Annotated in this window: 18 protein-coding genes; 2 read left to right on the top strand and 16 right to left on the bottom strand. The window is 70.0% G+C overall.

All coding sequences use genetic code 11. The annotated features are described in order from the left end of the window. Positions 1–40 precede the first annotated feature (40 nt). The 6 genes from bchZ to Q0C57_RS14380 form a co-directional block, all read right to left on the bottom strand. Complete coding sequence (gene bchZ / locus Q0C57_RS14405) at positions 41–1,486, bottom strand: chlorophyllide a reductase subunit Z (RefSeq protein ID WP_296577129.1); 1,446 nt, start codon at positions 1,484–1,486, stop codon at positions 41–43. Further along, entirely contained in the window at positions 1,486–3,030 is a 1,545-nt protein-coding gene (bchY, locus tag Q0C57_RS14400) for a chlorophyllide a reductase subunit Y (RefSeq protein WP_296577128.1), read from the bottom strand. The genes bchZ and bchY overlap by 1 nt, the downstream gene beginning before the upstream one ends. Before the next feature lies 1 nt (position 3,031). After that, positions 3,032–3,979 (bottom strand): chlorophyllide a reductase iron protein subunit X, encoded by a 948-nt coding sequence (locus tag Q0C57_RS14395; protein ID WP_296577162.1) that lies wholly within the window; start codon positions 3,977–3,979, stop codon positions 3,032–3,034. Between the two features lie 56 nt (positions 3,980–4,035). Further along, on the bottom strand, positions 4,036–4,971 hold the full coding sequence (gene bchC / locus Q0C57_RS14390; RefSeq protein WP_296577127.1) for a chlorophyll synthesis pathway protein BchC: 936 nt from the start codon (positions 4,969–4,971) through the stop codon (positions 4,036–4,038). Between the two features lie 80 nt (positions 4,972–5,051). Further along, on the bottom strand, positions 5,052–6,203 hold the full coding sequence (locus Q0C57_RS14385; protein ID WP_296577126.1) for a methyltransferase: 1,152 nt from the start codon (positions 6,201–6,203) through the stop codon (positions 5,052–5,054). Beyond that, entirely contained in the window at positions 6,200–7,069 is an 870-nt protein-coding gene (locus Q0C57_RS14380) for a polyprenyl synthetase family protein (RefSeq protein WP_296577125.1), read from the bottom strand. Before Q0C57_RS14380 ends, Q0C57_RS14385 begins: the two co-directional genes overlap by 4 nt. 98 nt (positions 7,070–7,167) lie before the next feature. On the opposite strand from Q0C57_RS14380, the gene crtD reads away from it, so the two are divergent. Together crtD and Q0C57_RS14370 are read left to right on the top strand one after the other, a co-directional pair. Further along, on the top strand, positions 7,168–8,688 hold the full coding sequence (gene crtD / locus Q0C57_RS14375) for a 1-hydroxycarotenoid 3,4-desaturase CrtD (protein WP_296577124.1): 1,521 nt from the start codon (positions 7,168–7,170) through the stop codon (positions 8,686–8,688). 155 nt (positions 8,689–8,843) lie between these two features. Next, the gene (locus tag Q0C57_RS14370; protein ID WP_296577123.1) at positions 8,844–9,557 is read left to right on the top strand and encodes a hydratase; all 714 of its coding nucleotides are present in this window, start codon (positions 8,844–8,846) and stop codon (positions 9,555–9,557) included. On the opposite strand, the gene Q0C57_RS14365 is transcribed toward Q0C57_RS14370, so the two are convergent. Genes Q0C57_RS14365 through Q0C57_RS14320 form a run of 10 tightly spaced genes read right to left on the bottom strand, consistent with a single transcriptional unit; the run spans position 9,554 to position 20,168 of the window. Beyond that, the gene (locus Q0C57_RS14365) at positions 9,554–9,703 is read right to left on the bottom strand and encodes a hypothetical protein (RefSeq protein WP_296577122.1); all 150 of its coding nucleotides are present in this window, start codon (positions 9,701–9,703) and stop codon (positions 9,554–9,556) included. The two genes, Q0C57_RS14370 and Q0C57_RS14365, sit on opposite strands and share 4 nt — an antisense overlap. A gap of 12 nt (positions 9,704–9,715) precedes the next feature. Further along, on the bottom strand, positions 9,716–10,849 hold the full coding sequence (locus tag Q0C57_RS14360) for a phytoene/squalene synthase family protein (RefSeq protein ID WP_296577121.1): 1,134 nt from the start codon (positions 10,847–10,849) through the stop codon (positions 9,716–9,718). Then, the gene (locus Q0C57_RS14355) at positions 10,824–12,353 is read right to left on the bottom strand and encodes a phytoene desaturase (protein WP_296577120.1); all 1,530 of its coding nucleotides are present in this window, start codon (positions 12,351–12,353) and stop codon (positions 10,824–10,826) included. Before Q0C57_RS14355 ends, Q0C57_RS14360 begins: the two co-directional genes overlap by 26 nt. Further along, positions 12,350–13,270 (bottom strand): alpha/beta fold hydrolase BchO, encoded by a 921-nt coding sequence (gene bchO / locus Q0C57_RS14350; RefSeq protein WP_296577119.1) that lies wholly within the window; start codon positions 13,268–13,270, stop codon positions 12,350–12,352. The genes Q0C57_RS14355 and bchO overlap by 4 nt, the downstream gene beginning before the upstream one ends. Next, positions 13,267–15,069: a magnesium chelatase subunit D gene (locus tag Q0C57_RS14345; RefSeq protein WP_296577118.1), complete on the bottom strand. Its 1,803-nt coding sequence runs from the start codon at positions 15,067–15,069 to the stop codon at positions 13,267–13,269. The genes bchO and Q0C57_RS14345 overlap by 4 nt, the downstream gene beginning before the upstream one ends. Further along, complete coding sequence (gene bchI, locus Q0C57_RS14340; protein WP_296577117.1) at positions 15,066–16,094, bottom strand: magnesium chelatase ATPase subunit I; 1,029 nt, start codon at positions 16,092–16,094, stop codon at positions 15,066–15,068. The genes Q0C57_RS14345 and bchI overlap by 4 nt, the downstream gene beginning before the upstream one ends. 1 nt (position 16,095) lies before the next feature. After that, positions 16,096–17,091, bottom strand: a complete 996-nt coding sequence (gene ispH, locus Q0C57_RS14335) for a 4-hydroxy-3-methylbut-2-enyl diphosphate reductase (RefSeq protein WP_296577116.1) — start codon at positions 17,089–17,091, stop codon at positions 16,096–16,098. 26 nt (positions 17,092–17,117) lie between these two features. Continuing rightward, positions 17,118–17,621 (bottom strand): TspO/MBR family protein, encoded by a 504-nt coding sequence (locus Q0C57_RS14330; RefSeq protein WP_296577115.1) that lies wholly within the window; start codon positions 17,619–17,621, stop codon positions 17,118–17,120. Beyond that, a complete protein-coding gene (locus Q0C57_RS14325; protein WP_296577114.1) occupies positions 17,618–18,820 on the bottom strand; it encodes a geranylgeranyl diphosphate reductase in 1,203 nt (400 codons plus the stop codon). Before Q0C57_RS14325 ends, Q0C57_RS14330 begins: the two co-directional genes overlap by 4 nt. Before the next feature lie 4 nt (positions 18,821–18,824). Continuing rightward, the gene (locus Q0C57_RS14320; RefSeq protein ID WP_296577113.1) at positions 18,825–20,168 is read right to left on the bottom strand and encodes a BCD family MFS transporter; all 1,344 of its coding nucleotides are present in this window, start codon (positions 20,166–20,168) and stop codon (positions 18,825–18,827) included. Positions 20,169–20,454: the final 286 nt, after the last annotated feature.

The raw sequence follows: 20,454 nt of genomic DNA, 5'->3' as shown, positions 1-20,454 counted from the left end.
TGTCGCTGCCGCGGGTGGCGGCAGTCCCTGCTTGAGGCACTCAGGTCGGCGGACGACCCAGATTGCCGGCCGCGCGTGTGACGGATTCCGGCTTGACCTCGCCCTCGCCGGTGCTGCGGGCATCGCGTTCGGCGACATCGCGCAGGCGCTTGGCCGCGGAGATGCGCACCAGGACGGGATGGGTTTCGACGACGGCGTCGAGCAGGGCCTTGGCCTCGTTGCTCCACGGCAGTTCATCCTCGATGCGCGATGGCGTCGCCTCGATCTTGTCGAGTTCGCTGGCCAGCGGCAGGATGTGGAACAGCGCGTCGAACAGCGCGTTGCACACCTCCTGGAGCAGGTAGGTGGCGCCGGCATAGCCCATGAAGGGCGTTCCGGTATGGCGCCGGATGATCGCGCCGGGGAACGAGGCGGGAATATAGACCGCCCGTGCGCCGATCTCGGCGAGGTACATGCGTTCATTGTAGCTGCCGAACATGATCAGCGGGGTCTTGTCGCGGATCGCCTGGCGCACCGCCTGGTTGTCCGGCTTGACGCCGGCCTTGCGCGAGAAGACGAAGGTGCAGGGCAGGCCGAGTTCCTCGCCGAGGAAATGGTGCAGGCCGCGCGCATAGGTGTCGGTGGCCACCACGGCGAAACTGGCCGTGCCGAAGAAGTCCTGCGTCACCGACCGCCAAAGGTCCCACAGGGGCTTGATGGTCGTGTGCTTTTCCTTCTCGATGAAGGGCAGGGGGTCGACCCCCGTCAGCTCGCCGAGCTTGGTGAGGAAGCGGGTCGTCGAATGCAGGCCGATCGGGGCCTGGAGATAGGGCCGCTCGAGTTGCTCGCAGAGCAGGCGCCCGAACTCGCGATAGAGGCAGATGTTGACGTCGGCATCGGCCAGCCTCGCGATATCGGCGAGATGGCTTCCGAGCGGGAAGACCATGTTCACCTCGCAGCCGATGCCCTCGACCAGGCGGCGGATCTCGGCCGTATCGGACGGCATGTTGAAGGTGCCGTAGGCCGGGCCGATGATGTTGACGCGCGGCTTGGTGCCAGGCTCGCGCTTGCGGGCCGGAACCTTGCGCGGACCATACTCGGTCCACAGCCAGTTGAGGGCGCGGTCGGCGCTCTGCCACTGGTCCTCGTCGATGGTCCGCGGCAGGAACCGCTTGATATTGGTGCCTTCCGGCGTCACGCCGCCGCCGATCATCTCGGCGATCGAGCCCGTCACGACGACGGCCGGGAGGTCGGGATCGAGCGAGCGATAGGCCCGCCGCATCGCCTCTTCCGTGCCCTTCTGGCCAAGCTCTTCCTCGGCAAGGCCGGTGACGACGATCGGCAGCTCGTGGGGCGGCAGCGCGTCGGTGTAGTGAAGGACGGAGGTCACCGGCAGGTTTTCGCAGCCCACAGGTCCGTCGATCACGACCTGCATGCCCTTCACTGCGGTGAAGACATAGACGGCGCCCCAGTAGCCGCCTGCACGGTCGTGGTCGAGGACCAGCATCAGATCATCTCCTCCGACTTGCGCTTCTTGGCGAGGGCCTCGGTCTGCCGGCGGTACTTGGCGCGGAATTCCGGCCGCGGCGCCGGTGTCTCGCTCCAGATGCCGGCGGAATCGCCCGTTCCGACCCCCTCGAAGAAGGTTGTCATCCGGTCGAACCGCGCCTTGTTGCCGAGCGCCGCATTGACCACCGTTGCCAGCGAGCCGGCGCCGGCGAGGCCGAACAGCGGCCGTGCCGAGATGAGATTGGTGAAGTAGAGCGCGGGGATCCGCCGCTCCTTGGCCTTCTGCACCACCGGCGTCGTGCCGATCGCCAGATCCGGCGCGAAGGCGTCGAGCGCGGCGATGTCCTGCTCCAGCGAGGCCCGGTACTGCACTTCGACGCCGCGCGCGGCGAGCCATGCGCGGTCGGGCTCCGACCAGGGCGTGCGCGGGCAGGCCGTGCCGACATATTTCAGGTCGGCGCCGCTCTCCACCAACAGGCGGCCGACCAGCAGTTCAGAGCCCTCGTAGCCCGACAGGGTGATGCGGCCCCGGATCGGATTGCGCGCGAGCGCCGCCTTGATCATCGGCAGGATGTCGTTCTGCGTCGCGGTGATCCGGGAGGCGTCGACACCCGCTGCCCGTCCGACGGCGGCAAGCCAGTCGGCGGTGCCGTCATGGCCTACCGGGCCCGAGGCGACGATGGGCCGCCCGGCCGCTTCGAACTCGCGGATGGAGGCGGTGTAGAAGGGATGCACCGCGGCCACGGCGACACAGTCGAGCGCACCGTAGAGTTCGCGCCATTCGCGCGTCGGCACCACCGGCCCCGCGGCGAGGCCGAGCGGTTCGAGCAGCCCGCCGATGCCGATGGGATCGGCGGGGAACATCTCGCCGAGCAGCGCGATGGTCGGCCGCGCCGCCTTGGCGACGCGCGGTGACTGGACCGGGCCCTTCTCGGCTTCGGTGCGGGCATAGCGCAGCATGGCGCCGGCCAGCACATCCTTGGCCTCGGCATGGGTCGGCACGCCAAAGCCCGGCACGTCGATGCCGATGATGCGCACACCGTCGATCGCCTTTGGCAGCAGCTTCAGCGGCACGCCCGAGGCGGTCGGCACGCAGAGGTTGATGATGACGATGGTGTCGTAGAGCTGCGGATCGGCGAGATCGTGGACCGCATCGCGGATATCCTCGAACAGCTTGCCGGTGACCAGCGATTCCGAGTTGAAGGGCACATAGCCGACCGTGCGGCGGGCCCCGTAAAAATGCGAGGTGAAGGTCAGGCCGTAGACGCAGCAGGCCGAGCCCGACAGGATCGTCGCGGTGCGGCGCATCCTCAGGCCCACCCGAAGCGAGCCGAAGGCGGGGCACATGCTCTGCGGCTGGTCATGCGGCCCGCGCGGATAGTCCGCGGCATATTGGTCGAGGGTTTCGCTCTTTCCCGCGGCCCGTGCCGCCTTGTTCATCTCGTCGCGACCGGCGTGGCAGGACGTGCCGCCCTCCGCAGCCGCCGGGAGCGGTTCCGTCCCGGTGCGCGATGCCGCCAGCTTGTCGATGAGCGTGACCATGTCACACCGCCTCGTAGATCACTTCGAGGGAGGCGCGCTCGATGACGATGCCGCCGCGCAGGTCGGCCTGCGAGGCCGGCTGCAGCACGACGCCGCGGCCGACGGCATCACCCTTGAACAGGCCGAGCAGATCGTCCTGGGAGAGCGGCTTCGGCCGCACCGGGGGCGCCGCGCCGACATTCAGCGCGAGGGCCTGGAACAGCGACGCCCACTGGCTGTCGGGATGGCCGACGATCTCGTAATTGGCGCTCTTGCGCCGGAGGTCGTCGTCCTGGGGAATGGCGGCGAGGATCGGGATGCCCGCCTCGGCGGCGAAAGCCGCGGCCTCGCCGGTGCCGTCATCCTTGTTGATCACCATGCCGGCGACGCCGACATTGCCGCCCAGCTTGCGGAAATATTCCACCGCCGAGCAGACATTGTTGGCGACATAGAGTGACTGCAGGTCGTTCGACCCGACGACGATGACCTTCTGGCACATGTCGCGGGCGATCGGCAGGCCGAAGCCGCCGCAGACCACGTCGCCGAGGAAGTCGAGCAGGACATAGTCGAAGTCCCACTCGTGGAAGCCGAGCTTCTCGAGCAGCTCGAAGCCGTGGATGATGCCGCGTCCGCCACAGCCGCGCCCGACCTCCGGGCCGCCGAGCTCCATGGCGAAGACACCGTCGCGCTTGAAGCAGACGTCCTCGATCTTCACCTCCTCGCCGGCGAGCTTTTTCTTCGACGAGGTCTCGATGATGGTCGGGCAGGCGCGCCCGCCGAACAGGAGCGAGGTGGTGTCGCTCTTCGGATCGCAGCCGATCAGCAGCACGCGCTGGCCCTGCTGTGCCATCATGTAGGACAGGTTGGCGAGGGTGAAGCTCTTGCCGATACCGCCCTTGCCATAGATGGCGATGATCTGCGTGTTGCGGGTTCCAGGGGCCGATGCGGTCGATTCCGCGTCCTGGATCATGGCCTCGAGGCCGGGGCCGAAGGTCTCGCGCGAGGCGAGGGCCGAAACGGGGGAGTTCATGCGAGGGCCCTCCAGTTGATCAAAGCCTTGACGCAGGCCGTGTCCTCGAAGGCCGTGCGATAGGCCTCGTTGGCGGATTGCGGCGGAAAGCGGTGGGTGATGAGGTCTTCGAGGGACAACAGGCCCTCGCTGACGAGGGCGCGGGCCCTGACGAGATCGGGGTCCCTGAATTCCGCGGCGATGCGGATCGAGGCCTCCCGCATGAAGGCGGGAGGGAAGGCGAAGGAGAGCGGCTTCTCGTAGAAGCCGGCGAGGACGATCTCGCCGCCGCGACCGAGCCGCGCGACCAGCGTATCGAGCAGGCCGGCATCACCGCTGGCATCGGTGATCGCCTGATAGTCGCAGCGCGAATCCGTCGCCGGATCGATCACCGGATAGGCGAAAGTGCCGGTGCGGCGCTCCGGCCGGGTTTCCCACACGACCGGTGGTGCCTGGCCGTCTGTCATGGCGATCCGGGCGATGAGGCGGCCGAGAACGCCGTGGCCGATGATGAGGTCCGGCCTGCGGCCGACAGCGAGGGCCCTGCAGGCCGTTGCCGCGAGGGCGAAGAGCACCGCCGTCTCGCCAAGGGCGGGGTCGACGCCATAGGCCTTGTCGGCCGGAACGATCAGCCGGTGGGCGGCACCGCCGAACAGGCCGCGCACGTCCTTGAAGCCACGGGATCCGGGAACGAAGACCTGCTCGCCGATGCGGTGCGCGGCCTTGGCGCCAGCGCCGGTGATGCGACCGACCGTCTCGTAGCCGGGAATGAGGGGATAGCCGAGTCCTGGAAAGGGAGGCATCCGGCCCGACCAGAGAAGTCGCTCGGTACCGCTGCTGATGCCCGACCACAGGACGTCGACGATCACGTCAGTGTCGGTCAGGGAAACGAGATCGACGTGATCCAGATCCAGATGATGCGGTTCGCGCAGGATGACTGCCAGGGTCTTCACGTTCGACCTCCAGGGTCGGTGCCCACCTCAGGGTGAGTAAGTGTCATTTTAGAATGACAACGAAGAGTGTCAAATTCTTTTTACGTTTCTTTTGGCCGGCGGGCGGTCATCAGCCCTGTGAACAGCGGGCGGCGTGTCCTGTGGTGCCGGATGTCATCGAAGCCGCTGTCACGCAGCATGGCCTCCAGGGTCTGCGGCGAACGGGCCTGCCCGCTGCCCATCGCCATGAGATAGAGGCCGAAATAGGCGTCGGCCATCGGCGCGACCGCCGCCGATTGGGCCATCGGTTCGGCGATCATCAGCGTGCCGCCGGGAGCGAGTGCCCGGCGGATGCGGCCGAGCAGGGGCCGCACGACATGGTCGTCATGATCATGGGCCACCCGGATCAGCGTGATCAGATCGGCCCCGCCAGGGAGCTCCTCTTCCCTGAAACTGCCGGGATGGATGGTGAGGGAATCGGGCCGGTCCGCCTTCGCAGCCGCCAGCGCTGCCACAGCCGGCAGGTCGAACAGCATCAGCCGCGCGTCGGGCGCGCGGCGATGGACCGCACCGAGGAATGTCCCGTCACCGCCGCCGATGTCGAGAATGACGCGGTGGCCCGAGACTGGATAGGCATCGAGAATGTCTTCAGCGATGAGCGACTGCGAGGCCGCCATCAGCGCAGTATAGGCAGCGGCGTCCGCGGTGGCGCCCGCATCGGTCGCGCCGGCATAGGCCCAGAAGCGGCTGAGCTGTGCCGGGTCCGCCTCGCCGCGCAGCAGTGCCACGGGGTCGGCGAGATCGCGATAGAGCATGCCGTGGTGCTCGATCATCGCCAGGGCACCGGGATTGCCGCGCAGGGCAGCCCCGCGCATGCCGAGCCCGACATGCCCGCCCCGCCATTCCACGAGACCGAGCGCCGCCGCCGCTCGTACCAGCCGCAGGCCGGCCGCCGGTGCCAGCCCTAGCCGTCGTGACAGGTCGTCAGGCGGGAGCGGACCTGCCGCGACATGATCGAGCAGGCGCAGCCGGACGCAGGCGAAGAGCACCTGCGAATAGACGAATCCGGCGCAGAGATCGAATAGCGCTGCCGCCTCGCGGCGCGCGACCGGGCGGGTCAGCGGGAAGGCGGCAGCGAAGCGCTGGAACCCGGGATCGCCGACAAGACGGTTGCGCAGGTCCCGCCAGCGGCCCAAGAGCCGGGCCGTCCAGGGGACCGGCTGGTGCTGTTCGCGGGGCGCGATGGCCGTCATGCTGCGTGGCGGACGAGTCCCGCCGGCAGGAAGCGCTTCGTCTCGAGCAGGATGGCGGCACGCAGCTGGGCCTGGCCCGGGCAGGGCGGCACCGAGGCGATCGCCTCGACGATCATGCGCTCGAGCAGGGCGATCGCCGGGGCGAGGCCGAGTTCGCGCGCCGCGTTCGGGCGTCCGAGCGCCAGATCGCGGCCACAGGGTTTGCCGATCTGATCGGGCGAGGCGGCAACGTCGCTGATGTCGTCCGCCACCTGATAGGCCTCGCCGAGCCTTTCGCCCAGGGCGCGCCATTGCAGCGGCTCGGCTCCGGCGGCAAGGGCCCCGGCGGCGGTGGCGCCGGCGAAGAGGGACGCGGTCTTGGCCCGGTGATAGGCGGCGAAGGAAACATCCGCCTCGCTTTCCCAGGCCTGGCCGGCGCAGATGCCGCCGGGCGCGCCGACGGCTTGCCCCGCCAGCCTGATCAGGCCGCCGAGTTTCAGCGGGTCGGCCAGCACGCCGCGGGCGAGCGTTTCGAAGGCGAGGACGATGAGGGCGTCCCCGGCGAGCACAGCCACCGGTTCGCCGTAGGCCTTGTGCACCGAGGCCTTGCCGCGCCGCTCGTCGGCATCGTCGAAACACGGCAGGTCGTCGTGGACCAGCGAGGCGCAGTGCAGGAACTCGATCGCCGCCGCCGCCGCGTCGGCAGCATCAGGGTCTGAGCCGCCGCAGGCTTCCGACACGGCGAGAACGAGGCGCGGCCGGATCCGGTGGCCGGCGGGAAAGACGGCGTAGCGCAGGGCCGCGGCGAGTTTGGGCGGGCAATCCGCCCCTTCCGCCTTGGCAAGGGCGATATCGAGGGCCTTTTCGATCCGAATGCCGAGATCCATGGCTCATCCCCTGATGTCAAATTCAGTTGACACATTAGACTGTCAAGTAAACTGTATCTGGCGGCCGGCACTGTCAACGGCAAATCGCGAGGATCGGCGTGAAGGCGGACAGGGTGGTCATCGTCGGGGCGGGCATGGGCGGTCTCGCCGCTGCGCTCGAACTCGCCCATCGCGGTTGTGCGGTGACAGTGGTAGAAGCCGCGGCGGTGCCGGGTGGCAAGATGCGCCGGGTCGAAACCGATCTCGGTCCCGTCGATGCCGGGCCGACCGTCTTCACGATGCGCGGCATTTTCGACGCGCTGTTCGAGACCGTCGGCGAAAGCCTCGATGAGGTCGTCAGCCTCACCCCGCTCGCCGTTCTCGCCCGCCATGCCTGGGGGGAGGGGCCCTCGCTTGACCTCTACGCCGATGTGGAGCGCTCCGCCGATGCCATCGGCAGCTTCGCCGGCGCGGCCGGTGCGCGGGGCTACCGCCGCTTCGCCGCCGATTCGCACCGCATCTTCGATCTTCTCGACGCGCGCTTCATGCAGGCGCCGCGCCCGAGCCTCGTCGGCCTGGCCTCCGGCCTCGGCCTGTCCGGGCTGGCCATCCGGCCCTTCGAGACGCTGTGGCGGGCGCTCGGCAGCTATTTCGAGGATCCGCGCTTGCACCAGCTGTTCGGCCGCTACGCCACCTATTGCGGCTCGTCGCCGTTCATGGCACCCGCGACCCTGATGCTCGTCGCCCATGCCGAACAGGCAGGGGTCTGGACCATCCGGGGCGGCATGCAGGAACTGGCGCGGGCCTTGGCGGGGCTGGCCGCGGCGCGCGGCACGCAGTTCCGCTACGGGACGGCCGTCGAGTCCATCATGGTGGAGAACGGCACGGCACGCGGCGTGAGGCTCGCCGGCGGCGAGACCATCGCCGCCGATGCGGTCGTCTGGAACGGCGATGCCGGCGCGCTCTGGCGCGGGCTGGCGGGTCCTGCGGTGGCGCGCGCCACGCCCGCCACCGATCCGCAGACCCGCTCCCTCTCGGCCGTCACCTGGTGCCTCGCGGCCAAGGCCGCGGGCTTTCCCCTGGCCTTCCACAACGTTTTCTTCTCCGCCGACTACCGCGCCGAATTCGACGCGATCATGACCCGGGGATGTTTGCCCGACCGGCCGACTGTCTATCTCTGTGCCCAGGACCGGTCGGACGAGGGCCCGCCGCCGACGGGGCCCGAGCGCCTTTTCTGCCTGGTGAATGCCCCCCCCGCCGCCGATACGGGCCGGCCGGCCGATGAGGAGATCGCGCGATGCGAAGCCACCATGATGGACTGTCTGCGCGGCGCGGGTCTGAGTCTGGAGATCACCAGCCGGGCGGTCACGGGGCCGCGGGATTTCGCCCGGCTCTTCCCGGGGACGGGCGGCGCCCTCTACGGGATGGCGACGCATGGAGCGATGGCCTCGTTCCGCCGGCCGGGCTCGCGGACCGCGATCCCGCGGCTCTATCTGGCGGGGGGCAGCGTGCACCCGGGTCCAGGCGTGCCGATGGCGGCGATCTCCGGTCGCCTCGCAGCGCGCACCGTGACGGAGGACCTGATTTCGCGGCCCGTGTCGATCCGGACGGCTATGCCTGGTGGTATGTCGACGCACTGAGCGACGATGGGCGTCACGGACTGGTCGTCATCGCCTTCATCGGCAGCGTCTTCTCGCCCTATTACGCCTGGAACCGGCGCTCCGGGCCTGCTGCGCCCGAGGACTTCTGCGCCGTCAACGTCGCGCTCTACGGACCCGGTGCGAACCGCTGGGCGATGACTGAGCGCGGCTCGGCCGCGCTCGCGCGTACGCGCGACGGCCTCGCCATCGGTCCGAGCAGCCTGCGCTGGCGGGACGGCACCCTGACCATCAGTCTGGACGAGGTCGCGGTCCCCTGGCCGCGGCGAGTCAGAGGTGAGATTGTCCTCCATGCCGGGCCGCAGCCGAACCGTGGCTTCGCGCTCGATGCCGCCGGTCGCCATCGCTGGCAGCCGATCGCCCCCGTCGCGCGCGTCGAGGCCCGGTTCACCGCGCCCGCCCTCTCCTGGTCCGGGCACGGCTATTGCGACACCAATGACGGCGACAGGCCGCTCGCCGACGATTTCCTCGCCTGGGACTGGTCGCGGGAGGGCGGATCGCGGTCGACGCGGCTGCTCTACGATGCGGTGCGCCGCGACGGCACCACCACGGCGCTCGCGCTGGCGCTGGACCATGAGGGGGTTCTGCGGGATGTCGAGGCGCCTCCGCTCGTCGGCCTGAAGCGCAGCCTGTGGGGCATCGCCGGCCGGACACGCAGCGATCCGGGACAGGCCCCGCATCTCCTCAGGCGGCTGGAGGACACGCCCTTCTATGCGCGGTCGATCGTCGGGACGGTCTGGAACGGCTCGCCGGCGACCCTCGTTCACGAGAGCCTGTCGATGACCCGCTTCACCCATCCCGTCGTGCAGGCCATGCTGCCGTTTCGCATGCCGCGCTGGGCGGGTCGCTAGGCTCCGGACGGGGGTTCGTCAGGCTTCTTCTTCGACGCCCGCTCCCGCGAGAGCTTGTTGAGCGACCAGAGCTGGTGGGCGCAGAAGCCGAGGATGACGACAGCCGTCAGCATGAATTCCGCGACGAAGAGGGAGGTGCTGCTCATGGGACCTCCGCCTCATGCCGGCAAGCCGGCGCCTCGGATCGTGCTCGTCCGCACGCTCCGCCGGCGGACCTCGCGCACGGGGCGCGGCGCGGGCGCGCGGCGCGCCAGCTTCTCGAACATGTCGAGCACCCGCGCCATCCTGGCGTCGAGATCGAGGGGAGAGAGCGCTTCGCCGATCGCATGACCCCGGGTCCCCTGCGCCGGAATCCCCTGCGCCGGGGTCGCCTGCACGGCATCGACCAGGAACTGCACCTCGGCAAGAGCCGTCGCGCCAATGCCGGGCGCTGCAAATCCCGAATCCACCACGGCATGGGCCAGCAGCGCGACCTTGCGCGCGCGTGGCACCACTGTGCGCCGGGAAATGCTGTCATAGCCATGGGCCGCGAGGCCGACGCCGATCTCGGCATAGATCAGCCGCGCCGCATGGATGGCCGGCCGGCACCCGACGGGCAGATGGGCGATCCCGCCCTCCGAGCGCCGGTAGAGCCGCGCCGCCTCGTCGAGCAGGCGCTGGACAATGCCCGCAAGCCGCGCGTCGAAGGCCGGAGCGTCGAGCAGCGCGGCCGGATCGACGCCCGCCTCGGCCAGCCAGTCCAGCGGCAGGTAGATGCGGCCGGCACGGGCATCCTCGCCGACGTCGCGGGCGATATTGGTGAGCTGCATCGCAACCCCGAGGTCGCAGGCCCGGGCCAGCACGTCGGGATGGCGCCCGCCCATCAGGAGCGTCATCAGCGCGCCGACCGTCCCGGCGACGCGGGCCGAATAGTCGATGAGCTCGGACAGCGTGCGGTAGGTGCGCCCCCCCGCATCCCAGGCGAGGCCGTCGAGCAGCGCATCGAAGAACACCCGCGGCAGGGCGTGGCCCTGCACCACGATGCTCAGCGCCCGGTCGACGGGGTGGTCGATGGGCGAGCGGGCATAGATGCCGTCGAGCCGCGCGCTCAGGGTCGCGACGGCGTCCTCCGGTGCCCCCGACAGGTCGACGGCGTCGTCGGCGAGCCGGCAGAAGGCATAGAGCACTGTTGCGTTCTCGCGCACCCGCGGCGGCAGCAGGACCGAGGCGGCGAAGAACGACTTGGATCCGGCCCGCAGCAGGGCACGGCACGCGGCAAGGTCGTCTTTATCGGGTCGCGAAGGCACTGGCATGGGGAACGACCTCGTCGAGGATCTTGGCCGAGGACAGGACGCCCGGCAGGCCGGCGCCGGGATGGGTTCCCGCGCCGACCAGATAGAGATGGGCGATGTCCTCGGAGCGGTTGTGCGGCCGGAACCAGGCGCTCTGGGTGAGAACCGGCTCCAGGCTGAACGCGGCGCCATGCGGCGCGTTCAGCTCGTCGCGGAAATCGACGGGCGTCAGCAGGCGCGACGTGACGATGTGGTCCCTGAGTCCGGGAAGCAGCGTTGCCTCCAGATGCGCTTCCACCCGCCGGCGATAGGTCTCGGCCATGGTCGCCCAATCCTCGCCACCCAGAAGATTGGGCACCGGCGACAGCACATAAAAGGCGTCGTGGCCTGCCGGGGCGAGGCCGTCGTCTGTCGCTGTCGGGCGGTGCAGGTAGAGGCTGAAATCGTCGGCGAGGACCTTCCGCCGGAAGATGTCGTCCAGCAGGTCACGATAGCGTGGCCCGAGCAGGATGGTGTGGTGGGGAACCGCGGGATATTGCCGGTCCGTGCCGAAATACCAGACGAAGAGGCTCATCGAATAGGCCGCCCGCGCGAGCTTCGCCGGCCGCCAGCGCCGGCTCGTACCCTCAGGCACCAGCCGGCCATAGGTCCAGGCGACATCGGCATTGGACACGACGATCTCGGCGGGAAGCGCCTCGCCGCTGGCGAGCACGACCCCGGTGGCGCGGCCATCGGTGACGACGATGCGCGCGACGTCTGCGCCCAGACGCACGGTGCCGCCCTGGCCCTCGATCAGGTCGACGAGACCCGAGACCAGCCGGCCGGTGCCGCCGCGGGCGAAATGAACGCCCCAGCGCCGCTCGAGAAAGGCGATCAGGCCATAGATGGCGCTGGCCGTGAACGGATTGCCACCGACGAAGAGCGGGTGGAAGCTCAAGGCGATGCGCAGGCGCTCATCCTTGACGTAGCGACTGACGAGATGGTGCACTGAACGGTGGCCCGACAGGCGGATGAGGTCCGGGGCGACGCGCAGCATGTCGAGAACCGAGCCGAAGGGCACATGGCCGAGCTGCTCGAAGCCGATCCGGCAGATCTCCTCGCTCTGGCGCATGAACCGGTCGTAACCGGCGACGTCGCCCGGCGCGATGCGGGCGATGTTGGCACGCATCACGTCCGGATCGCCCGAGCAGTCCAGCGTCGAGCCGTCGTTGAAGCGCAGCCGGTAGAAAGGTTCCAGCGGCACGAGATCGACATGATCGGCGCGCCGCTTGCCGCACAGCGTCCATAATTCGTCGAAGAGGAAGGGTGCGGTGACGATGGTGGGGCCGGCATCGAAGGTGAAGCCGTCCTGGCGGAAGACGCGGGCGCGGCCACCGGCCTGGTCGAGTTTTTCGAGGACGGTGACCCGGTATCCTCGGACCGACAGCCGGATCGCCGCGGCGAGCCCGCCGAACCCCGATCCGATCACGATGGCATGGGGCCTGCGATCGTCGACGGGGAGGGGATGGCGGACCGGCGCTGTCATAGGGCGGCTGCTCCGAGAGAGGGCGTGACGTCGGCGCCCGCCGGCAGTACGCGGTCGACCCAGTCGCCGATCACCGCGGCGACGCGCGCAGGCTGTTCCTCGTGGGCGAGGTGGCCGAGGCCCTTCAGCTTCGCGACCTCGGCCTGCGCCAGCTTGCGCGCGACGACCGTCGCCTCGCTCGCCGGGACCATGCCGTCCTCCGTGCCGGCGACCAGCAGAAGCGGCAGGGTGAGCCGGGCCATGGTCTTTTCCAGCGCGGCGACATCCCAGCTCGCCATCATCGACAGGGCGGCGGCGATATGGGACGGGGTGGTGGCGAGCCGATGGTAGCGGGCGCGGTCCTCGTCGGGGATGCGCGAACCGGTCTGCTTCAGAAGATCCTCGATGACGCCGGGATCGCGCGCCCGCCAGGCGAACATGTTGGGGACGATCGGCAGCAGGGCGAGCAGCCGCGCGATCGGCGGGAAGAACCGGCTGGCGAAGCCCTCCAGCGGCCGCAGCGCGCCATTGAGGCTGATGATGGCCTTGGGTGCGAGCAGGCCGTCCAGCGCCATCTGGACGGCGATGGCGGCCCCGGCCGAGTGGCCGATAATGATGGCGGGAGGCTGGCCGATCTCCTTCACCAGGCGGGCCAGCGCGGTGGCCATGGCGGCCAGCGACTGGGATGCGCCTTCCGGCGACCGGCTGAAGGCATGGCCCGGAAGATCCGGCGCGATGACGGTGAAGCGTGTCGCCAGCAGCGGGGCGAGGCCGCGCCAGGAATGGGTCGAGGCGCCGGTGCCGTGCAGCAGCAGCACGACGGGCCCGGCACCGGAAACCTGGACGTGCCAGTCGATCCCGGCGGCCTTGACGAAGCGGCTATGCGCCTGGCCGGGCCAGGTCGGGCCGTCGCGCCGCCAGTCCAGCGTCTTCTTCATGGCCGCACCGCCATCAGCGCGTCGGCGCCGGCCCGGACCGCACCATAGAGCATGGCGGCATCCGCATGGGGAAGGGGCAGGTAGAGCGCCCCCATGGTCGATGCCAGTGCCCGTGCCTGCGGCTCGGGACGGCTGGAACTGTCGATCAGCAGGGCCCTGATCCCCTGCGCGCTGACATCGCGGGCGGCCGAGAGGGCATCGGCCGTGGCACGCTCGCGCCCCGTGACGCCACCGAACCCGACATTGGAGCGACCGTCGGTGATGACGACGAGGGTCGGGGTGCGGCCGCGCAGGCCGGTTTCCTGGGCCATCCGGCAAGCGGTGGCGATGCCGTCCGCCAGCGGCGTGCCGCCGCCGCCGGGGAGCCCCGCGAGGCAGGTGCGGGCGCGCTGCAGCGAGCGCGTCGGCGGCACGACGATTTCGGCATCGCGGCCCCGGAACGCCACCAGGGCCACCTCGTCGCGGCGCACATAGCAACTGGCGAGCATCTGCTCGACGGCGCCCTTGGCCTCGGCAAGACGGTCGAGAGCAGCCGATCCGGAGGCATCGACGCAGAAGATCGTGGTGCAGCCCTTGTGGACGCGGTAGCGCCGCACGCGCAGGTCCGACGCGCGGAACCGCAGGCCGGATCCTGTCGCGCCGAGAGCCCTAACCCTCTGCCACGGAACCGCGGCGCGCAGGGTGGCGATGAGATCGAGGCGCGGTCCGCGGCGCGGGTCACCGGCCGCGCTGCCGATCTGCCGGCCGCGCTGGGCAGCCTGCTCGTTCCGGTTTCTGCGTCCGGCGGCGGGCGTTGCACCCCGTCGCATGCTGTCCTGGCCGGTGAGCAGGTCGAGGAGATGCGGTGGAAGGGCGGCCGTCGCCGCCGCGAGGACGCGATCCTCCATGCGCCCGCCACCATCGCTCGGCGGCTGCGCATCGTTCCGGTCGTCGGTCTCCGGCGCACGGTCCTGCTGCGCGTCCTCCGCCGGATCGGGTGCGGGCGCCGGCTCCTGTTGCGGCGCGGGCCGGCGTGTCGCCCGTGGTGCGAGGGTGAGGACGGCAGCGAGTTCGGCATCCGCCTCGGCGACCATCGGCCTGCCGGCCAGCGCGGCGGCGGCGCGGGCGGCGCGGACGGCGAGGATGACGGCGCGTTCGGACCTGACGCCCAGAGCCTCCCCGGTTCGCACCAGCGCTTCCACCATGTCCGCGCCCACCGTGACGCCCGGCAGCCGCGCCCGTGCTGCGGAGAGGTCCTGCTGGGCCGGAACGGGCGGGACCAGCGCGCCGAAAACGCTGAGATCGACCCGCAGGCCGAGCCTCTCGACCAGGGCGACCGGTGGCGGTGGATCGTCGTCGCCGCTCTCGTCGAGGGCGACCAGACCGAAGCGGCAGGCGGGCGTGCCGGTGAAGCCCTCGCGCGCCACGGCCGCGACACCGCGGTCGAGGGCCGCCGACAGGATCGCCGCGATCTGCGGGTCAATGCGTTCGGCCGAGCGCAGTTCGAGGATGCCGCCGTCGGCGCCTGCGAGGAGCCCGCGCTCGCGGACGGGGCGACCGGTGGCGAGCGTGGCGGTGAGGTCGATGTCGCCGAGGAGCCGGCCGGCGCCGGCATGGGCCGGGATGCGGACGACCGGCGCTTCGGCCGCCAGGAAGGCGTGCAGGCGGGCCATCCAGGCATCCCGGATCGGTCCTGCCGGCCCCTTCAGCCGCACGCCGCCCAGCCCGTGCGGATCCACGGCCAGCAGCGCGGCGGCGGCGAGGGCCGCCGCGGCACGCGGATCGCCCTGTCGGTCGTCGGCTGCGGAGGTGTCGGTCATGCCGCCCATGCCTCCGCGACGGCGCGTTCGACCCTGAGGCGCGAACCGGCCTCGTCCATGGGATTGCGCCGCAGCCGATGGCGCAGGGCGAGCGGCGCGACCTGCCGGAGGTGGTTCGGCTGCACCGCATCGGCGCCGGCGAGGGCTGCCACCGCCCGCGCGGCGCGGATCAGCGTCAGTTCGCCGCGCAGGCCGTCCGTGCCCAGCTTGATGCAGAGCGCGGCGATGGCATGGCGCATCATGTCCGTCACGTCGATCGCGGGCAGCCGGAGCCGGGCCGCGGCGATCTGGCTGCGCAGCCGCTTCTCCTCGCGGGCCCAGGCCGCGACGAAGGCGTCCGGATCGCGATCGAACCATTCGCGCCGCTTCACCGCCTCGATCCGCAGCGCGATATCGTCCGGCGATGTGACCTCGACCGACAGGCCGAAGCGGTCGAGGAGCTGCGGGCGCAACTCGCCCTCTTCAGGATTGCCGCTGCCGACCAGCACGAAGCGGGCGGGATGGCGGATGCTCAGGCCCTCGCGCTCGACGATGTTTTCGCCGGAGGCGGCGACGTCGAGCAGCAGGTCGACGAGGTGATCCTCCAGGAGATTGACCTCGTCGATATAGAGGAAGCCACGATGGGCGCGGGCCAGGAGCCCGGGTTCGAAGCGCTTTCGGCCGTGGACCAGCGCCTGCTCGATGTCGAGGGCGCCGACGACACGGTCCTCCGTCGCGCCGAGCGGCAGGTCGACGACGCGGACAGGTTCCACTGCGCTCTTGCGCCCGCGTCCCGCCGGAAAGGCCTCGCTGCAATGGGGGCAGCCGGTGGTCGGTGAATCAGGGCTGCAGCGATAGGGACAGCCCGCCACGACCTTCATGGACGGCAGGACGGCGGCGAGGCCGCGCACCGCCGTCGACTTGCCGGTGCCGCGGTCGCCGGTGATCAGCACGCCGCCGATGCCGGGATCGACGGCGGCGATCAGCAGGGCCTGTTTCATCTCGGCCTGGCCGACGATGGCAGTGAAGGGAAAGGGGATGCCCATCTCACAGGCTCCTTGATGCTGGCGCGTGCGAGGCCGAGGACTCCCGTTCGCGGATGGCCGCCTGCAGCGACTGGGGCAGGCGGAACTCGATGGTCTCCCGGATGTCGCCAACCGTCTCGACGGTAACCTCCCGCATGTCCGACAGGCGTTCGATCAGCGCCTGGACGAGGTCCTCCGGCGCGGATGCCCCTGCGGTGATGCCGACGCGGCTGACGCCGTCGAGCCAGGACGGATCGATCTCCGAGGCATCATCGATCAGATGGGCGGCGATGCCGGCCTTGCGGCCGATCTCGCAGAGACGGTTGGAATTGGAGCTGTTGCGCGATCCGAGCACGAGCAGCAGGTCGACGTCGTCGACCAGGAGCGAGACCGCCGTCTGCCGGTTCTGCGTCGCATAGCAGATGTCGTCGAGTTCGGGCCCGACGGCCGCCGGGAAGCGCGCCTTGACCGCATCCACCACCTGGCGCGTATCGTCGACGCTCAGCGTCGTCTGGGTCACATAGGCGACCCGCATGGGATCGGCGACCTGCACGGCCGCCACGTCGTCCACCGTGCCGACCACCGTGACGCCGCCGGGCACCTGCCCGCGCGTGCCCTCCACCTCGGCATGGCCCTCATGGCCGACGAGCAGGACGCTGTAGCCCTTCTCGGCGAAACGGCGACCCTGGCGATGCACCTTGCTGACGAGGGGGCAGGTCGCGTCGATGACGTCGAGGCCGCGCTGGCGCGCCTCCTCCTCCACCGCCTGCGAGACGCCATGGGCGCTGAACACCGTGACGGCGCCAGGCGGAATGGCGTCGATATCCTCGACGAAGACGGCGCCGCGGCGTGACAGGCGGGCGACCACGTGCCGGTTGTGGACGATCTCGTGGCGCACATAGACGGGCGGCCCGTAGAGGGCCAGGGCGCGCTCGACGATCTCGATGGCGCGCACCACGCCGGCGCAGAAGCCGCGCGGGCTGGCCAGCACGACGGTGAGCTGTTCTCGACGCAGCATGGGCACCTCCCGGTGGCGCTGGGACCTCACGCTCCAGCCCCCGAAAAGGGGGCGTTGAGCCGGACGATCCGAAGGTTGAGAAAGGCGGCGGTGCCGACCCAGACCAGGTAGGGGACCAGGAGCAGGCTCGCGAGCCGGTGGATGGGAAACAGGGCGACGATCAGCGCCAGGATGGACAGCCAGAGGAACGCCACCTCGATGAGGGCGAGGTCCGGCCGGCGCATCTTGAAGAACAGCAGGTTCCAGCCGATGTTCAGCAGGCCGTTGAGGACAAACAGCGCCACGACGAGGATGCGGTCGGCCGGCGTCTGTGCCGCGTTCCAGGCGAGGACGATGGAAATCGCCGCCAGCGTCAGAATGGTGGTCCAGATCGGGCCGAAGGCCCAGTCCGGCGGCTTCCAGGCGGGAAAGGTCAGCGAGCGGTACCAGGGGCCGATCTCGGTCAGCATGCCGCCGACAATGGCGACGATCAGCGTCCCCGTCGCCGCGACAGCGATCACCGCCCAGTCGTCGATGAGGTCCTGCATCATGTGCGTGCCAGTCCGAGCAGGTGGCCGAGATCCTTGAAGAAGATGCGCACATGGGCGACCGGGCTTTGCCGGACCAGTTCCTTGTTCATGTAGGATTCCCAGGTGAGACGCTGCACGTCCTTGTCGGCGCAGATCGAGACGAAGCGCTCTCGCAGCCGGTCGTTGCGGTACCAGAACCACTGCATGATCCCGAGGATGAGAAAGACCCGCCCGTGCGACTTCATGAAGCGCTTGCGCGCCGTCGCCAGCGCCCGCACCTGGCCGGTGCGCAGGGTCTCCTCGACGGCCTCCGCCACCCGCGTCGCCGAGGCCATCGCGTAGTAGATGCCCTCGCCGGAGGCCGGCGCGACGACGCCCGCCGCATCGCCGGTGACAATGACGTCGCGCCCGTTGTCCCAGCGCTTGAGCGGCTTCAGCGGAATCGGCGCCCCCTCGCGGCGGATGGTTTCCAGTTGGTCCAGCCCGGTCCTTTTGCGGAAGGCGGCGACGGATTCCCGCAGGCCGAAACCCTTGTGATAGGTGCCGGTGCCGATGCTCGCGGTCTTGCCGTGCGGAAAGACCCAGCTGTAGAAGTCGGGCGAGTAGCGGCCGTCATAATGGACGTCGCAGCGGCGGGGGTCGAAGGTGATGTCGGAGGCGTCCGGCGACCTGACGATCTCGTGGTAGGCGAAGACGCAGGGCATCCTGTCGCCGCCAGCGATTTCCTGGCGGGCAACGAGGGAATTGGCGCCGTCGGCCCCGATGACGAGGCGGGCCGAGACGCAATCATCGACGATGTCGCCGCCCGCTTCCGAGCCGCTGCGGAAATGCACGATCGCATGGGCGCCGGCATCGCGCGAAATCCGCAGGAAGCGGCCGGTTTGCCGCTCGGCGCCTGCGGCCTCGGCACGCTCGCGCAGGAACTCGTCGAAGACCTCGCGGTCGACCATCGCGACATAGCCGCCGTCGATATGCATGTCGACATGCTTGGCGGAAGGCGCGACGATCCGGGCGCAGTTGATCCGCGCGCAGATGATCTCCTCGGGGATGGCGTAGTCGCGGACAAGCCGCGGAGGAATGGCGCCACCGCAGGGTTTGATCCGTCCGGCGCGGTCGAGCAGCAGGACCGAGCGACCGCGCGCGGCGAGATCGGCGGCAGCCGTCGCACCGGCGGGGCCGCCGCCGACGACGACGACATCATAGTGACGGCGCGTTTCCATGGTTCTAGCCCACTCCGAGTGCGAGTTGAGATCCGGACTGCGTTTCCTGCGGGGCCGCGGGCGCGGCCGACATTGCGACAATGCGGAAGGCGAGGGCCGCAGCGATGAGAAAGAGCAGGCTCTCGACGGCGAAGACGCTGCCATAGGCGAGAAGGCTGGATCCTGTGATGGCGCGCAGCGCATCGACGGCGACGGTTCCCAGGAACCCGCCGATGCCGAAGGCGATGGCCTGCGAGGCGCCCCAGATTCCCATCCGGGTCCCTTCCCGCCGCTCGGCGCCGGCACCGGCGAGTGTCATCATCGTGGCGATGGCGGCGCCGGCATAGACGCCGTTGGCATAGCCGAGCAGGACGATGTTGAGCCGCAGCGGCCAGTCGGTCGCGAGCCAGCCGCCGACGGCGAGGCCGCCGAGGGTCAGAGCTGACATCAGGCAGCCGAGGATCATCCACAATTTGGGCGAACCCGGGCCGTCATGGCGCAGGAAGGTGCCGGCCAGCGCGACCGTCACCATGCCGGCGAGAACGCCGCCGTTCTGCAGTCCGGACAGCGTGGTCGTCGCCCCCGGCGTCAGGCCGAAGACGAGACCGGCATAGGGCTCGAGAATGAGGTCCTGGCCGGAGAAGGCCAGCATCGAGACGAAGATGAAGATGGTGAAGAGGCGGGCCCTGGGTTCGGCCCAGACTTGGGCCAGCGCAACGGGAAAGCCGCAGCCGTACTTGGTCTCGACGGGGACCTGCGGAGCCTCGCCGGGGCCCTCGATCCCGGTCACTGCGACGATGGCGAGGACGAGGGCGATGACGCTGACGGCGGTCGAAACGATGACGAGGCGGTCGAGCGAGAAGGGATCGAGGAAGGCCCCGGCGACGATGGCGGTGATGGCGAAGCCGGCGATCATCATCATCCACACGATGGTGGCGGCGGCCGGTCGCCGCTGCGGCGCGGCGCGCTTCGCCAGCATCGCCAGCAGCGAGGTGCCCGCGGCACCGGCACCGGCGCCGATCAGGGTGAAGGCGATGATGGCAAGGGCGAGACCAGCGGCCCAGGAAGCCGCCATTACCGCAGTGGCGACGGCAGCCAGGCTCCCGCCGATGGCCAGGACCGCCATGCCGCCGATGATCCAGGGGGTCATGCGCCGTCCCTGGTCGGCACCGTAGCCGAAGCGCGGCCTGAGGATCTGCAGGCAGTAATGCCAGGCGACGAGAGCGCCCGGGAGCATGGCGGGGAGGGCGAGTTCGACCACCATGACGCGGTTCACCGTCGATGTCGTCAGCACCACGATGCCGCCGAGAGCCGTCTGGACGAGGCCGAGGCGGATGATCTGGAACCAGGTCAAGGGGGTCGGATGCATCATGGCCTCCCGCTGCACGAGGGGCGCTGCCGGCCGTCGGCAGGCCAGGTGGGGACGATGCCTTGGCGGAGCCCGGGGGGATGGCAACCGAGGCGTGACGGAATGAAGCGCGGCGCGAAGCCCGCGGCGTGACCGCGCGCGGTACGGGAGCGTGCATGCGCGCGTCGCGCCGTGGCCCCGAGAAGCATGGCAATGGCCGACACAGCACCGCCGGACGCCACCATCAGCAAGGTCGGGACATGGCCGTCGACGAGCACGAGGCCGAGAGCGCCGATCGCCGGCCACC

Source organism: Phreatobacter sp. (assembly GCF_022843985.1).
Lineage (GTDB): Bacteria > Pseudomonadota > Alphaproteobacteria > Rhizobiales > Phreatobacteraceae > Phreatobacter.
Note: the sequence above shows the minus strand (reverse complement) of the source record. Positions and strands in the feature narration are given on the sequence as shown.